The organism is Nocardioides sediminis (assembly GCF_003047295.1).
GTDB classification, from domain to species: Bacteria; Actinomycetota; Actinomycetes; order Propionibacteriales; family Nocardioidaceae; genus Nocardioides; species Nocardioides sediminis.
Window position 1 is genome coordinate 719160 of record NZ_PZYZ01000002.1, and the last position, 14889, is coordinate 734048.

Consider the following 14889-nt stretch of genomic DNA (forward strand, 5'->3'; position numbering starts at 1 on the left):
CAGGAGGGGTGCCCGTGTCATCATGCGGGGCATGACGACAGCAGTGACCGAGCGCACCCCCCGCACCTTCGAGACGATCGGGGTCATCGGCCTCGGCACGATGGGCGCGGGCATCGCCGAGGTGTTCGCCCGCAACGGCTTCACGGTGATCGGCATCGAGCTCACCGACGAGGCGGTGGACCGCGGCCGCGGGCACCTCGCGCACTCGACCGGGCGCGCGGTCTCGCGCGGCAAGATGAGCGAGGAGCAGCAGGCCGAGATCCTCGGCCGGATCAGCTTCGCCACCGACCTCTCCGCGCTGGCCGACGCCGACTTCGTGGTCGAGGCGGTCGTGGAGTCGCTGGAGGTCAAGAAGGACCTCTTCCGCCGGCTCGACGACATCGTCGCCCCGGACGCGATCCTGGCCACCAACACCTCCTCGCTGCCGGTCACCGAGATCTCCACGGCCAACAGCCGTCCGGGCCGGGTCGTCGGGCTGCACTTCTTCAACCCCGCGCCCGTCCAGAACCTCGTCGAGATCGTGCGCACGGTGGTGACCGAGCCGGCAGTCCTCGCCGACGTCCAGGCGCTGGTCGCCCGGCTCGGCAAGAACCCGGTCGTCTGCGGCGACAAGGCGGGCTTCATCGCCAACACGCTGCTCTTCGGCTACCTCAACCACGCGGTCTCGATGTACGAGGGCAAGTACGCCACCCGCGAGGACATCGACGCCGCGATGCGCTTCGGCTGCGGCTACCCGATGGGTCCGCTGGCCCTGCTCGATCTGATCGGCCTCGACACGGCGTACGAGATCCTCGAGACGATGTACCGCCAGGGCCGCGACCGGCTGCACGCGCCCGCCCCGATCCTCAAGCAGATGGTCACCGCGGGGCTGCTCGGTCGCAAGACCGGCCGCGGCTTCTACACCTACGAGCGCGAGGACAGCCCGGTCGTCGTGCCCGACGACAAGACCCCGTCCGCCGACGACCGCCCCGAGCTGCGGCACGACATCCGCACCGTCGGCGTCGTGGGCACCGGCACGATGGCCGCCGGCATCGTCGAGGTGTTCGCCAAGAGCGGGTACGACGTCCTCTACGTCGGCCGCTCGCAGGACAAGGTCGACGGGGTGCTGGCGACCATCACCCGCAGCTTCGACAAGCAGATCCAGCGTGGCCGGGCCACCGAGGAGCAGAAGGCCGAGGTGCTCGGCCGGCTGACCGGCACCACCTCGCTCGACGACCTGTCGCGTGTCGAGATCGTGGTCGAGGCCATCGCCGAGGACCTCGCCATCAAGACCACGCTCTTCGAGAACCTCGACGAGATCTGCAAGCCCGGCACCATCCTGGCCACCACCACCTCCAGCCTGCCGATCATCTCGCTGGCCCGCGCGACCTCGCGGCCGCAGGACGTCATCGGCATGCACTTCTTCAACCCCGCGCCGGTGATGAAGCTGGTCGAGGTGGTCTCGACGGTCGCCACCGACGACGCGGTGGCCGAGACGGTCCGCGCGCTGTGCGACAAGGTCGGCAAGGTGGCGGTGTCGTGCGGCGACCGCGCGGGCTTCATCGTCAACGCGCTGCTGTTCCCCTACCTCAACGACGCGGTCAAGATGCTGGAGGCGCACTACGCCACCGCCGACGACATCGACACCGCGATGAAGCAGGGCTGCGCGCTGCCGATGGGTCCCTTCGAGCTGCTCGACGTGGTCGGCAACGACGTGTCGCTGGCCATCCAGCGCGAGCTCTACCTCGAGTTCCGGGAGCCCGGCTTCGCGCCGGCGCCGCTGCTCGAGCACCTCGTCACCGCCGGCTACCTGGGTCGCAAGACGCAGCGCGGGTTCCGCGACTACAGCGCGCGCTGAGCCTCCGGGCGTCGCCCCCCGACTCTGTGGCCGCTCCGTCAGCGGTGGTCGACCACCAGGGCGGCGAGCCGGGCCCGGGTGTTGATGTCGAGCTTGCGGTAGATGTGCGTCAGGTGGGCGTCGACGGTGCGCGGGGAGACGAACAGCTCCTCGGCGATCTGACGGCTCGTCAGCCCCGCCGCCACCCGGTCGGCGACCTGCCGCTCGGCGGTGGTGAGCTGGTCGAGCACGCCCCCGGTCCCGTGGGTGGCGGCGCCGGTGAAGAGCGCCACGGCGGCCTCGACCCCGTCCGGGGTCAGCTCGTCGTCGGCGATCCAGCCCGTCGGCACGCCTCGCCCGGGCGGGACGGGGGTGTCGGCGGCGTACCCCCAGGCGGCGGCGTGCCGCGGCGCCCGCAGCGACGCGGCGGCGGCCGCGAGGTCCCGTGCGTCGCGCAGGCCACGGCGGTGGCCGAGGTGGGCCAGCGCGTCCAGGGCGTCGGCGGCCCGCAGGGGCATCGGCATGGCCGCGGCGCGGTCCAGGGCGGCCAGGAACGTCGAGGCGGCCTGCCCCTCGTCGCCCGCGGCCAGCAGGGCGCGGCCCAGCAGCAGGCGGGCCTCCACCGCGTCGCGCCCCAGTCCCGCGCTGTCGGCCAGCACCACGACGTCGGCCGCCAGCCCGGCGGCCCGCGGGAGGTCGCCCGAACGCAGCAGGTCGCGGGCGTCCTGGGCGAGCACCGGGATCCGCACCGCCCACGGCAGGGTGTCGCGGTCCACCACGACCTGCTGCCGGTAGTCGGCGTCGAGGTGGCGCAGCAGGATCTCGGCGAGCAGGGCCACCCGGTCCTCGGCGACCTCGCGCGCGTCGTGCACCACCGCGCGGGCGGCCGAGGCCGCCTCGATGGGGCGTCCCTCCTCGAGGGCGACCCGGGCCAGCAGGGTGCGGGCCGAGAGCACGGTCCAGCGCTCCTCGGCGGAGACCCGGCCCGCGATGATGTCGCCGGCGACGGCCGTCGCGGCGCGGAAGTCCCCGCGGGAGACGTGCACGTCGGCGAGGGTCCGCAGCACCTGACGGCGTACGTCGCCACCGGCGGCGCCGAGGTCGAGGGCGCGCTCGGCCTCGGCCTGGGCCCGGACGAGGGCGCCGGCGTCGAGGTGCATCTCGGCGCGGATCGAGGCGTTCTTGGCCAGCTCTCCCTCCGGGTCCGGGGCGCTGTGCGCGTGCTCGTCGGCCCGCTCGAGGAGCCACATCCCCTCGTAGGTGCCCCGCACCTCCGAGGCGGCGATCCCGGCCCGGCGCGCGACCTGCGCGCCGATCTCCGCCGGGCCGTCCCCGCTGACGAGGGCGGCCTCCAGGATCTCGACGGCCTCGCGCGCCTTCATCGAGGTGTAGAGCGAGGAGAAGACGCGGTTGGCGATCGCGTAGCCCAGCGGGCGGGTGCCGGGGTCGTCGCACGCGGCGGTGATCGTGCTCCGCATCACCGGCAGGTCACCCAGCCAGGTTGCGTCGCCGGCACCTGAGTTGAGGTCGTCGGGCGTCACCCGGTCAGCCCACCGCAGCAGCGCGCGCTGCACCTGCTCGCGGTCGTCGGTCGACGCGGTCAGGAACGTGCCGTGCCGTCGGATGGGGGTCAGCATGTCGAAGCGTCCGTCGGGCAGCACCTCGACGAGGCTGCGCCGCACGAGGCCGGAGGCGAGGGCGGCAGCCCGGTCGCGGTCGACCCCGGCGATCTCGGCCAGGACGTCCAGGGAGACGGGTGAGCCCATGTGCGCCAGGCGGCGGAAGCAGCGCTGCTGCTCCTCGTCGAGCAGCTCGTAGGACCCGTGCACGGCCTCGGACAGCGAGGCGGTCGGGACCACGTTGGTCACCCCGACCAGCGCGATCTGCACGGCGATCTGCTCGATGAGGAGCGGCAGGCCTCCGGTGGCGTGCAGGAGGCGTCGTACGTCGTCGCCGTGCGCCTCGAGGTCGACGGGATGGCCTCCGGCGGCCTCCACCCGGTGCAGGAAGAGCTCGACCGCGGGGCCGGTGAGCTGCTCGTGGGGACGGGGGACGGAGAAGGGCCCCACCCGCACCACCCGCTCGGCGGGCTGCCCCGCCATGGTCACCGAGGTGATCGCGAGACGGGCGTCGGACGTGGAGGAGACGACGTGCTGGAACGTCGGGCCGAGCGCTGCCGGGTCGGCGTCGAGCCCGTCGACCACCAGCAGGCTGTCGACGCCGTCCACCGCCCGGCACAGGGCGCCCTGGGGGGAGTCGCCCGGCGTCGGCTGCACGCGCAGGGCGTCGAGGCAGGCCGAGAGCACGTCCTCGGGACGCCGGAGGCCGCGGGCGTTGACCCAGGTGCTCTGCTCCTGCTCGGCCGCGTGCCGGGCGAGCAGCGTCTTGCCGCTGCCGGGAGGTCCGACGATGCTCACCCAGCGCGACGAGGCGAGCGCGGACGCCAGTCGTTCCTGCGTCTGCTCGCGACCGAGACATGGGGTGAGCACGCCCCGAAATCTAGCGGGGATGGGACGCGGATTACGTAGGACTACGGATGTCGGGCGCGTACCCGCCGCGAGAGGCTGTGGCACGGCAGACGGCGTGTGGACTGCACAGGGGACAGCCCACCCGCCCGTCCCGGCAGCGGGTCACGGAAACCTCGGGGGAGGTCGTGGCCCGCTGCGGCAGGTCCTCAGTCCAGGCAGAACTCGTTGCCCTCGGGGTCGTTCATCACGATGTGGCCCGCGTCCATCGCCCCGTCCGGCTCGACCCGGCGCACCCGGACGGCGCCGAGGGCGACCAGCCGGTCGCCCTCCCGCTCCAGCGCCTCCATCCGCTCCTCGCCGGCCAGGCCGGGCGCGGCGCGGAGGTCGAGGTGGAGCCGGTTCTTGGCCGTCTTGGGCTCGGGGACCTGCTGGAAGAAGACCCGGGGGCCGATGCCGTCGGGGTCCACCAGTGCGAACGCCGCGTTGTGCTGCTCCTCCGGGACGCCCATCGACGTCAGGAGGTCCAGCCAGGCCGCCACGGTCTCCTCCGGGTCGCCGATCTCGTGGCCGGGCGGCGGGTCGACGGCGTAGTGCAGGGCCTCGCGCCAGAACATCCCGAGCCGCCTCGGGTCGTGGGCGTCGTACGTCAGCTGGATCGTCCGGCTCATGGAGCCAGTGTGCGCCGAGCCGCGGACAGCTTCTGTCCGCTTCCTCTGCCAGCATGTCGTCATGGGTGACACGACCGAGCGCGTGCTGCGCCTCCTCAGCCTCCTCCAGCAGCGTCCGGTGTGGACGGGGCCCGAGCTGGCCGAGCGCCTCGGGGTGACCACGCGCAGCATTCGTCGCGACGTCGAGCGGCTGCGCGGGCTGGGCTACCCGGTGCACGCGGCCCAGGGGGTCGGGGGCGGCTACCAGCTCGGCCGGGGTCGCGAGCTCCCGCCGCTCCTGCTCGACGACCAGGAGGCCGTCGCGATCGCGGTCTCCCTGCGCCTGGCCGCGGGCGGCACGGTGACCGGTGCGAGCGAGGCCGCGCTGAGCACCCTCGCCAAGCTCGACCAGGTCATGCCGCCGCGACTGCGCTCGGAGGTCAAGGCCATCCACGACTCCACCGTGACGCTCTCCGCGGCCCAGGACCTCGTCGACGGCGACGTGCTGCTCACCCTGGCGCGTGCGTGCCGGGACCTGGTCCGCGTCCGTTTCGGGTACGACGCCCGCGACGGCGCCGCCTCCGAGCGGTGGGTGGAGCCGTGCCGGCTCGTCGCGACCGGCAGGCGGTGGTACCTCATGGCGTGGGACGTCGACCGCGAGGACTGGCGCACCTTCCGGCTGGACCGGATGCGCTCGGTCGCACCGTCGACCTGGCGCTTCAAGCAGCGCGACCACCCCGACCCGGCGGAGTACGTGCGCCGCTCGGTGAGCCACGCGCCGTTCAGCCACCACGCCCGCGTCCGCGTGCACGCGCCCCTGGAGGAGGTCGCGGCCCGCACCGATCCGCGCTGGGTCACGCTCACCTCCCTCGACGAGTCCACGACGCTGCTCGAGTCGAGCGCCGACGCCCTCGAGTGGCTGGCCTTCCACGTCGTCTGGCTCGGTTTCGAGTGCGAGATCCTCGAGCCGGCGGAGCTGCGGGCGACCGCGGCCGGCCTGTCCGACCGGCTGCGCCGTGCCGCCGCCCCCGGCTGATCGGACAGGGTTGACCCGACAGGGTTGCCGCCGGGAAGCCGGCCGGACGTCGACGTGGAACCGGGCCGTACGCTGGCGCCATGACGGGCATGGTCCTCCTCCTCGTGGTCCTCGGCGGGTTGGTGGCCGTCGCCCTGGTCGCCGGCCAGGCCGGCAAGCGCCGGGAGGCCGAGAGGCGCGAGGCGGAGCTGGCGCCGGTCAAGCGGCTCGCCGAGGAGGACGTCACGGCGCTGGGCGTGGAGCTCCAGGACCTCGACGTCGAGATGGCCGGCGCGCAGCTGGGCGCGGGCGAGAACGCCGACTACCAGCGGGCGCTGGACGCCTACGAGTCCGCCAAGATCGCCGCGGCCACCATGACCGAGCCCGACGACGTCCGGCACGTCACCGAGATCCTCGAGGACGGCCGCTACGCCATGGCGTGCGTCCGGGCCCGGGTCGAGGGCCGGCCGCTGCCGACGCGTCGTCCGCCGTGCTTCTTCGACCCGCGCCACGGCATGTCGGTGGCCGATGTTCCCTGGACCCCGCCGGGCGGCACCCGACGCGACGTGCCCGCCTGCCAGCTCGACGTCGAGCGGGTGCGCGCCGGCGCGGAGCCCGACATCCGCAAGGTCATGGTCGGCTCCCGGCGGGTGCCCTACTGGCAGGGCGGACGGGCCTACCAGCCCTACGCCCAGGGCTACTTCGGAGGCTTCGGTCCGATGGAGTGGATGTTCATGGGCATGCTCTTCAGCGGCGGCTTCGAGGGCATCGGCGAGGGGATCGGTGCCCTCGGTGAGGGCCTCGGAGACATGTTCGGCGGCCTCGGCGACGGCATCGGCAACCTGTTCGACGGGTTCGACGGCTTCGACTTCTAGGCCTGCTCGATCCGGGCCTCCTCGTGCACCTCGCCCCCGGCGAGCTCGGCCAGCCGACGCGCGACGGCCAAGAGGTCGGCGCGCGAGCCCTCGCGCGGCCGCGCGGGCAGCAGGTCGTCCCACATCGGCAGGAACGACCCGCGCAGCTGGGCGACTCCCGTCGGCCGGGCCAGCACCCACCAGTGCAGGTGCTCCTCGCCGTCGCCGTAGCGGAGCACCTGGACCCGCGGAACGTCGAGCGTGTCCGTGACCGCACGCTCGACCAGCGGCATCAGCTCGCCCATGCGGGCCGCCTCGCCGGGCTGGAGGCCCGAGAGGTCGGCGTGCCGTCGGGGCATCAGGAACGCCACGAACGGCAGTGCGACGTCCTCCTGCGGCTGCCCGAGCATGGCGACGTCGTCGCGCCAGACGACGTAGTCGCTGCCGGGATCGGCGGCGGCCGCGCAGATGAAGCAGTCGCCCCCGCCCTCGCCGCCCCGCGGCCGCTCGGCGACGGGCGGCTGGAGGCCCCGCTGCGTGACCTCGCCCTCGAACGGCCACGTCGGCCAGCCGGTCCACGGCGCCGGGCGGTATCCGGTGGCCGCGATGCGGGCCCGGGTCTCGTCGTACCACTGCTGCGCGGTCGGAGGCGTGCGTCGGGTCATGGCGTGATGCTGACAGACTGGCGCCGTGAGCGCTCCCGCACAGCCCGCCCTGCACGCGACCCGGCTCGGTGACCGGGGCCCGGTCGTCGCCTTCTGCCACGGGCTCTTCGGCCAGGGCAAGAACTGGACGCAGATCGCCAAGGACCTGGCGACCGACCACCGGGTGCTGCTGCTGGACATGCCCAACCACGGCCGTTCGCCGTGGACGGAGGAGTTCGACTACCTCGACCTCGCAGACCGCGTGGCCGAGACGCTGCGGGGCGAGGACGGTCCGGTCGCCCTGGTCGGCCACTCGATGGGCGGCAAGATCGCGATGGTCGTGGCCCTGCGGCACCCCGAGCTCGTCGACCGGCTGGTGGTCGTGGACGTCTCGCCGACGGCGTACGAGTCGGGGCGCGAGTTCGTCGGCTACATCGAGACCATGCGGGCCATGGACCTGTCGGCGATCGAGCGCCGGGACGAGGCCGACGAGGCGCTGCGCGAAGCGGTGCCCAACACGACCGTGCGCAGCTTCCTGCTCCAGAACCTGCGCCGCGGCGACGACGGCTGGCACTGGCAGGTCAACCTCGACCTGCTGGGCGACGAGATGGACGCGCTCGTCGGTTGGCCGGCCGAGGACCTGGGGGAGGCGTCGTACGACGGGCCGGTCCTGTGGATCGGCGGCGCGCTGTCGGACTACGTCTCCGACGAGCACGCCCCGGAGATGGACCGCCGGTTCCCGCGCAACCGGCGGGTGATGATCAAGGACGCCGGTCACTGGGTGCACTCCCAGCAGCCCGCGGTGATGACCGAGGTGCTGCGACGCTTCCTGGCCTGAGGTCCGGGAGTCAGGCCTTCTGCCGGGCGCGGTAGGCCGCGACGGCCTCGCGGTTGCCGCAGGTCGTGGAGCAGTAGCGCCGCGACCTGTTGCGGGAGAGGTCGAGCACCACCCCGTCGCAGTCGTCGGCGGCGCAGACGCCCAGCCGGCCCATCTCGTCCGCGCGGATGACGTCGATCATGGCCATCGCCGTCTCGACCAGGATGCGGTCCGCCAGGGGGGCCTCGTCGTCGATGGCGTGGATGTGCCAGTCGAGCCGGTCGTGGCGCACCAGGCGGGGGACCGCTCGCGCGTCGGCGAGGATCTCGTTGACCAGCGCCACCGCCGGGTCCCGCTCGGCGGTGAGCAGCACGCGCAGCCGCGCACGGATCGCGCGGACGGCGTCGAGCTCGGCCCGGTCGCGACGGTGGCCCCCGGAGTAGCCCTGGCCCTCGTAGAACCCGGTGAGCGCCTCGACGGTGGTCAGGGTGTCGGGCTCCAGCGCACTGTTGGCCAGCACGACGGCGGCCTCGAGCGCATCGGCGGTGTCAGGAGCGAAGACCATGTTGACACCTTACATGCGCGCGGCTAGCGTCATGTGTCATGACCAGCGTGACTCATGACGGGACGCGCGGTGCCGCCCGGTCCCGGCTCGGTGCCGGCCTGGCCTTCGCCCTGGTGTCGGCGACCACCTTCGGCATGTCGGGCTCCCTCGCGCGGGGGCTCCTGGACGCCGGCTGGAGCGCCCCCGCCGCGGTCACGGCCCGGATCGGCATCGCTGCGCTCGTGCTCATCGTCCCGGGGGCGCTGGCCCTGCGCGGCCGCTGGCACCTGGTGGGCCGCAACGCCGGCCTGGTCGCGGCGTACGGCATCGCCGCGGTCGCCGGCGCACAGCTCTGCTACTTCTACGCGGTCACCTACCTGCAGGTCAGCGTCGCGCTGCTCATCGAGTACACCGCACCGGTGGCCGTCGTCGTCTGGCTGTGGCTCCGCCACGGGCACCGCCCGCACCGGCTGACGGTCCTGGGGGCCGCGATCGCCGCCGTCGGGCTGGCGCTGGTGCTCGACGTCGTCTCCGGCGCCGACCTCGACGTGGTCGGGGTCGCCTGGGGGCTCGGCGCGATGGTGGGCGCCGCGACGTACTTCGTCATCTCCGCCGACGAGGACAACGGCCTGCCCGGCATCAGCCTGGCGGCCGGCGGTCTCGTCGTCGGCGGCGCAGTCCTCGGGGTCGCCGGCCTGCTCGGCCTGCTGCCGATGCGGGTCAGCACCGCTCCGGTCTCCTACCGGGACGTCGAGGTCGCCTGGTGGCTACCGGTCCTGGCGCTGGGCCTGGTGACCGCCGCGGTCGCCTACGTCACCGGCATCGAGGCGGGTCGGCGGCTGGGGTCGCGCCTGGCGTCCTTCGTCGCCCTCACCGAGGTGCTGATGGCGGTGGTGTTCGCCTGGCTGTTCCTCGGTGAGCTGCCGCGCCCGGTCCAGCTCGCCGGGGGCGTGCTGGTCCTGGCCGGCGTCGTGGTGGTCAAGCTGGGCGAGGGTGCGCCCTCGCCCGTCGTGGAGCCGTTGCCCGACCCGGTCAGCGAGCGTCCTGCCGCTTGAGGAAGACCTCGCGGTGCAGCAGGAGCAGGGCCGCGGCGACCGGCACCGCCAGGAGCGCGCCGATGATGCCCATCAGGCTGCCGCCGAGCAGGGCCGCGATGACCGTCACCGAGCCGGGGATGTCGACCGAGCGCTTCATGATCCGCGGGTAGATCAGGTAGGACTCGATCTGCTGGTAGGCGATGTAGTAGACCGCCGCGACCAGCGCGACCGTGGGTGACACGGTCAGGCCCAGCGCGGTGATGATGACGCCCGACACGATCGCGCCCACCACCGGGATGAGCGAGAGCAGGCCCACGATGAAGGCCAGCGCGAAGGAGTAGTCGCCCAGGCCCACGAAGAACGTGAAGACCAGGGTGCTCAGGCCCGCGCACACCGCGACCAGGAACGCTCCCGCGACGTAGGCGCCGGTCGAACGGATGATCCGGTCGCCGAGCTCGCTGACGCGCGGGCGCTTCGAGGCCGGCGCCAGGCTGTACGCCGCGTGCTTGATGCTGGGCATCGAGGCCAGGAAGTAGACCATCAGCACGATCACGATCAGCGTGTTGGCCAGCGCCGACAGCACGGCGAGGCCGACGCCGAGGGCGCCGCCGAAGACCCGCTGCCCGAAGTCGCCCTGGGTGACGTACTCCTGCACCTTGTGGATGACGTCGAAACGGTCGTCGAGCGCCTGGACCTGGCGGTTGCGCTGCAGGTCGTCCAGCCAGCCGGGGGCGTTCTCGGTGATCTGGGCGATCTGCTCGCTGATCACCGGGGCGACCGCGACGACGAAGAGGACCAGCATGGTGATGACCACGAACAGCACGAGCAGCACCGACAGGCCCCGCCGCAGGCCGTGCCTCATGAACCACTCGACGGTCGGGTTGAGCCCGATCGCCAGGAACATGGCCAGCACGAGCAGGATCAGGACCGACGAGATGCTGAGGAGCTGCTGGCTGAGGAAGACGGCCACGAGCGCGCCGAACGCGCCGAAGAACCCGATGTTGAAGGGGGAGTGGCGCAGCAGCGAGGGCTGCGGGGTCTCCGGGGACCTCGGGGGGACGTACGGCGCGGTGTCGACCACCAGGTCGGTGGCGTCGTCGATCTGCTGCGCCACGGCCACCGAGGAGGCCGCCGCGTCGTCGGCGGCCTGCGCGGCGTCGCCGGCCCGCGCCGCGGCCGACTGCGCCGCCTCCGCCTGCCGGCTGGCGTGCTCGGCCCGGTCGTTGACGTGGTCGACGGCCTCCTCGACGTAGTCCTCGACGGTGTCGAAGGCGGACCGGTCGGGGGTGGTGACGCCTGCGGCCGCTGGCTGCGACGTCGGGTGCTGCGCGGTGGCCGACTGCTGGAGGCGACCGCGCAGGCGGTCGATCCAGCTCAGGACTCGTCCTCGGTGAAGCCGGCGACCACGTCACGCAGGGCGCCGAGCTGGGCGGCGACCGCGTCCCGGCGCTTGGTCAGGCGGTCCACCTCGGCCTGGACGGCGGCCAGCTCGCGCTCGGCGTCCGCCGTGCCGCTGGCGGCGATCGAGTCGGCCTGCGTGGTGGCCGAGGCGACGATCTGCTCCGCCTCGCGGCGGGCCCGGCTCAGCAGGCCCTCGGCCTCGCTCTGCGCCTGCTGACGGTGGGCGTTGGCCTGGGCCGACGCCTCGCGGGCACGCTGCTCCGCCGCGGCGGCGCGGTCCTCCGCCTCCTGGACCAGGCGCTGGGTCTCCGCGGTGGCGCTGGAGTGGTGCTCGGAGGCCTCGCGGGCGAGGCGCTCCTTCTCCACGGCCAGCGTGCGCCGGGCCTCCTGCACCTCGCGGTCGGCGGCGGCCCGGGCCTGCTCGGCCTCACGACGGGCGGTGGTGCGCAGCTCGTTGGTCTCCTGCTGGGCCGCCAGGCGCACCTGGTCGGCCTCGCGGCGGGCGGACGCGAGCAGGTCCTCGGCCTCGGCCTGGGCCAGGGTGCGCTCCTGCTCGGCGTCCGTGGTCAGCCGGGTGCGCATCTCGTCGAGCTCCTTGAGCTGGACCATGCGCATGTCGTCGGCCTCGCGGGACGCGTCGGCCCGGATCGCCTTGGCGTCACGGTTGGCCTGCTCGCGGATCTCGGCGGCGTCGCGCATGGCGGCGGCACGCACGTCGGCGGCCTCCTCCTCGGCGAGCTTGAGCATCGAGGTGGCGCGTCCACCGAGGCCGGCGTACGTCGGGTTCTTGTTCTCCTCGAGCTCGGCGCGCAGGCGCTCGGCCTCGGCCTCGAGCTCGATGACGCGCTGCTCCGAGGCGGTCAGGCTGGAGCTGAGGCCGGACTTCTCGGCGGTCAGCTGGTTGATCCGCTGGTCGACCGCGGCCTTGTCGTAGCCACCGCGCCGCACGAGCGGCAGGGCGGCCGCGACGGACGACGTGGCCGCGGGCGTCGCGCTCGAGGGCGTGGACGGGGCGCGACCGGACGGGGTGGAGGGGGCCGCGGCCCGCGACGGGGGCTTGGTCGCGGGGACGGCGGCGGTGGGGGTCTCGTCGACGGCCGGCGCGCGCTTGGCCGGGGGCACCGCCGGCATGACCTGGGTGGACTCGGCGGTCGAGGCGTCCGCACCGGCGGGGGCGTCGGTCGCGGCCTCGCCGGCCTTGTCCCCAGTGAGGTCCGCGTCGTTCTCCGGCTCCTCGTCGAAGATGGACAGTCCCTGGTCGCGGCTCATGGTGGAGCACCTCTCTGCGTCGATCTGTGGCGAAGTCTGCGGTCGGCCCAGTCTTGCCGATGCCCGGGGACAAACACACCCCGGCTCGCGGAAACAGGTCCGCGAACCGGGGTGGTGGGAGAAGTCGGGTCAGACGCCGCGGAAGCGGTTGATGGCGGTCTCGTGCTCGGCGCGCATCTCCGGGTCGCGGACCCCGAGGCCCTCCTCGGGTGCCAGGCACAGGACGCCGACCTTGCCCTGGTGGGCGTTCTGGTGGACGTCGAGGGCGGCCTGGCCGACCTGGTCGAGGGTGTAGGTCTTCGACAGGGTGGGGTGGATCTTGCCCTTGGCGATGAGGCGGTTGGCCTCCCAGGACTCGCGGTAGTTGGCGAAGTGGGAGGAGATGATCCGCTTGAGGTTCATCCACAGGTAGCGGTTGTCGTACTCGTGCATGTAGCCGCTGGTGGAGGCGCAGGTGGTGATGGTGCCGCCCTTGCGCGTGACGTAGACGGAGGCGCCGAAGGTCTCGCGGCCGGGGTGCTCGAAGACGATGTCGATGTCCTCGCCGCCGGTGAGCTCGCGGATCTTGGCCCCGAAGCGCTTCCACTCCTTGGGGTCCTGCTTGGTGCCCTCGTCGTTCCAGAACCGGTAGCCCTCCTCGGACCGGTTGATGATCAGCTCCGCGCCCATGCTGCGGGCGATGGCGGCCTTCTCCTCGTTGGAGACCACGCAGACCGGGGTGGCGCCGCCGTTGAGGGCGTACTGCGTGGCGAAGCCGCCGAGGCCGCCGGAGGCGCCCCAGATGAGGACGTTGTCGCCCTGCTTCATGTCGCCGCCGTTCTTGGAGACCAGCTGGCGGTAGGCGGTGCAGTTGACGAGGCCGGGGGAGGCGGCCTCCTCCCAGGTGAGGTGCTCGGGCTTGGGCATGAGCTGGTTGGCCTTGACCATCGCGACGTCGGCGAGACCGCCGAAGTTGGTCTCGAAGCCCCAGATCCGCTGCTCGTTGTCGAGCATCGTGTCGTTGTGGCCGTCGGGGGACTCCAGCTCCACCGAGAGGCAGTGGGCCACGACGCGGTCGCCGGCCTTCCACTTCGTCACGCCGGGCCCGGTGGCCAGCACGACACCGGACAGGTCGGAGCCGACCACGTGGTAGGGCAGGTCGTGGCGCTTGGTGAGGTCGGAGAGGCGGCCGTAGCGCTCGAGGAAGCCGAAGGTGGAGACGGGCTCGAAGATCGAGGTCCACACGGTGTTGTAGTTGATCGCGGAGGCCATCACGGCCACCAGCGCCTCGCCGGGACCGAGCTCGGGGAGCGGGACCTCGTCGACGTGGAGCGACTTGCGGGGGTCCTTCTCCTTCGCGGTCAGGCCCTCGAACATGTCCACCTCGTCCTTCTTCACGAAGGCCGCGCGGTAGGACTCGGGGAGCTCGAGGGAGGCGAAGTCGTCCGAGGTGGCCTCGTCCGACGAGATGGCTTCGAGGATGGTGTGCACGTGGGTCTCCTGGTGAGTCATCGGTGTCGCGAACTGGCTGGAACGTACCGGTCGGTAACCGGCGGTGGGGTGCTGTGTGACGCTTACCACGCGGAGGTGGGGACGCCCTGGCGACGCAGGCGCCGCTGGGCCCGGCGCCCGACCCGTACGCCGAGCGCGAGGCCGTGCTGCCCGAGCCTCGGGAACGCGTCGACCACGCGCACCTGGGCGCCCCGCCACCGGGGCACGGCGGTGACCGGCCGCGGCCGGTCGAGCACCTGGCCGACGGCCGCGGTGACCTGGTCGACGGAGAGGAGGACGCCGGAGAAGGACAGCGCCGCTCCAGCGTCGTCGAGCTTGTCGTGCAGCATCGGCGTCCAGATGCCGTCGGGGCACACGCAGCTGATGTCGACGCCCCGGACGCCGGCCAGCCGCAGGTCGGCGGCGGCACTGAGGCTGAAGCCCAGCGCGGCGTGCTTGGAGCCCGCGTAGACCCCCTCGCCCGGCACGGCGACCAGGCCCGCCAGCGACACGACGTTGACGACGTGGCCCCGGCCCGCCTCCCGCATCGGGCCGAGGGCACTGATCGTGCCGTTCATGACGCCCAGCGTGTTGACCTCGACCATCAGCCGGCGCTGGTCGGGCGTCTGCTCCCACACCGGCCCGGTGACGAGCAGCCCGGCGTTGTTGACCCACACGTCGAGCGACCCGGTGCGGGCGATGGTCTCCGCGGCCGCCGCGTCGCAGGCCGCGGCGTCCCGCACGTCGAGCGCGGACGCGAAGGCGCCGCCGCCGATGCGGGCGGCCACCTCCGTGGCGGCGTCCAGGTCCACGTCGGTGACGTGCACGGCGTGGCCGCGGTCGGCCAGCAGGGCGGCGATCCGGGCTCCGAGGCCCCGGCCGGCGCCGGTGACGAGGGCTCCCACGG

At 73.1% G+C, this 14889-nt stretch carries 13 protein-coding genes; 5 read left to right on the forward strand and 8 right to left on the reverse strand.

The features are described from left to right. Window positions 1-31 precede the first annotated feature (31 nt). Window positions 32-1837: a 3-hydroxyacyl-CoA dehydrogenase family protein gene (locus DAI17_RS08225; RefSeq protein ID WP_107772377.1), complete on the forward strand. Its 1806-nt coding sequence runs from the start codon at window positions 32-34 to the stop codon at window positions 1835-1837. A 38-nt stretch (window positions 1838-1875) separates the two neighbouring features. Here DAI17_RS08225 and DAI17_RS08230 read toward each other — a convergent pair whose 3' ends face one another. Beyond that, entirely contained in the window at window positions 1876-4305 is a 2430-nt protein-coding gene (locus DAI17_RS08230) for a helix-turn-helix transcriptional regulator (RefSeq protein WP_159081419.1), read from the reverse strand. A gap of 185 nt (window positions 4306-4490) precedes the next feature. Then, the gene (locus DAI17_RS08235) at window positions 4491-4952 is read right to left on the reverse strand and encodes a VOC family protein (RefSeq protein WP_107772379.1); all 462 of its coding nucleotides are present in this window, start codon (window positions 4950-4952) and stop codon (window positions 4491-4493) included. Window positions 4953-5013: 61 nt separating this feature from the next. On the opposite strand from DAI17_RS08235, the gene DAI17_RS08240 reads away from it, so the two are divergent. Beyond that, window positions 5014-5967 (forward strand): helix-turn-helix transcriptional regulator, encoded by a 954-nt coding sequence (locus DAI17_RS08240; protein ID WP_107772380.1) that lies wholly within the window; start codon window positions 5014-5016, stop codon window positions 5965-5967. Window positions 5968-6047: 80 nt separating this feature from the next. Next, window positions 6048-6821 carry a hypothetical protein gene (locus DAI17_RS08245; protein ID WP_107772381.1) on the forward strand — a complete coding sequence of 258 codons (774 nt, stop codon included), beginning with the start codon at window positions 6048-6050 and terminating at the stop codon, window positions 6819-6821. On the opposite strand, the gene DAI17_RS08250 is transcribed toward DAI17_RS08245, so the two are convergent. Beyond that, window positions 6818-7465: an HIT family protein gene (locus DAI17_RS08250; protein ID WP_107772382.1), complete on the reverse strand. Its 648-nt coding sequence runs from the start codon at window positions 7463-7465 to the stop codon at window positions 6818-6820. The two genes, DAI17_RS08245 and DAI17_RS08250, sit on opposite strands and share 4 nt — an antisense overlap. Before the next feature lie 25 nt (window positions 7466-7490). Between DAI17_RS08250 and DAI17_RS08255 the strand changes: the two genes are divergently transcribed. After that, a complete protein-coding gene (locus tag DAI17_RS08255; protein ID WP_107772383.1) occupies window positions 7491-8282 on the forward strand; it encodes an alpha/beta fold hydrolase in 792 nt (263 codons plus the stop codon). A 10-nt stretch (window positions 8283-8292) separates the two neighbouring features. Here DAI17_RS08255 and DAI17_RS08260 read toward each other — a convergent pair whose 3' ends face one another. After that, a complete protein-coding gene (locus DAI17_RS08260) occupies window positions 8293-8826 on the reverse strand; it encodes a CGNR zinc finger domain-containing protein (protein WP_107772384.1) in 534 nt (177 codons plus the stop codon). Between the two features lie 38 nt (window positions 8827-8864). Between DAI17_RS08260 and DAI17_RS08265 the strand changes: the two genes are divergently transcribed. Next, window positions 8865-9860, forward strand: a complete 996-nt coding sequence (locus tag DAI17_RS08265) for an EamA family transporter (protein WP_107772385.1) — start codon at window positions 8865-8867, stop codon at window positions 9858-9860. On the opposite strand, the gene DAI17_RS08270 is transcribed toward DAI17_RS08265, so the two are convergent. From DAI17_RS08270 to DAI17_RS08290, 4 genes are all read right to left on the reverse strand, one after another. After that, window positions 9838-10956, reverse strand: a complete 1119-nt coding sequence (locus tag DAI17_RS08270; RefSeq protein ID WP_159081420.1) for an AI-2E family transporter — start codon at window positions 10954-10956, stop codon at window positions 9838-9840. The genes DAI17_RS08265 and DAI17_RS08270 overlap by 23 nt on opposite strands. 260 nt (window positions 10957-11216) lie before the next feature. Beyond that, window positions 11217-12512 (reverse strand): hypothetical protein, encoded by a 1296-nt coding sequence (locus DAI17_RS08280; RefSeq protein WP_199904998.1) that lies wholly within the window; start codon window positions 12510-12512, stop codon window positions 11217-11219. A 129-nt stretch (window positions 12513-12641) separates the two neighbouring features. Beyond that, window positions 12642-13982, reverse strand: coding sequence for a crotonyl-CoA carboxylase/reductase (gene ccrA, locus DAI17_RS08285; RefSeq protein WP_107772572.1), 1341 nt, complete (start codon window positions 13980-13982; stop codon window positions 12642-12644). Window positions 13983-14065: 83 nt separating this feature from the next. Next, entirely contained in the window at window positions 14066-14887 is an 822-nt protein-coding gene (locus tag DAI17_RS08290) for an SDR family oxidoreductase (protein WP_234412364.1), read from the reverse strand. Window positions 14888-14889 lie beyond the last annotated feature (2 nt).

Bases quoted from the DNA above. Each gene is read 5' to 3' on its own strand.
- DAI17_RS08280 (WP_199904998.1), bottom strand. From the start codon at position 12,512: ATGAGCCGCGACCAGGGACTGTCCATCTTCGACGAGGAGCCGGAGAAC.
- DAI17_RS08225 (WP_107772377.1), top strand. From the start codon at position 32: ATGACGACAGCAGTGACCGAGCGCACCCCCCGCACCTTCGAGACGATC.
- DAI17_RS08250 (WP_107772382.1), bottom strand. From the start codon at position 7,465: ATGACCCGACGCACGCCTCCGACCGCGCAGCAGTGGTACGACGAGACC.
- DAI17_RS08265 (WP_107772385.1), top strand. From the start codon at position 8,865: ATGACCAGCGTGACTCATGACGGGACGCGCGGTGCCGCCCGGTCCCGG.
- DAI17_RS08240 (WP_107772380.1), top strand. From the start codon at position 5,014: ATGGGTGACACGACCGAGCGCGTGCTGCGCCTCCTCAGCCTCCTCCAG.
- DAI17_RS08235 (WP_107772379.1), bottom strand. From the start codon at position 4,952: ATGAGCCGGACGATCCAGCTGACGTACGACGCCCACGACCCGAGGCGG.
- DAI17_RS08260 (WP_107772384.1), bottom strand. From the start codon at position 8,826: ATGGTCTTCGCTCCTGACACCGCCGATGCGCTCGAGGCCGCCGTCGTG.
- DAI17_RS08245 (WP_107772381.1), top strand. From the start codon at position 6,048: ATGACGGGCATGGTCCTCCTCCTCGTGGTCCTCGGCGGGTTGGTGGCC.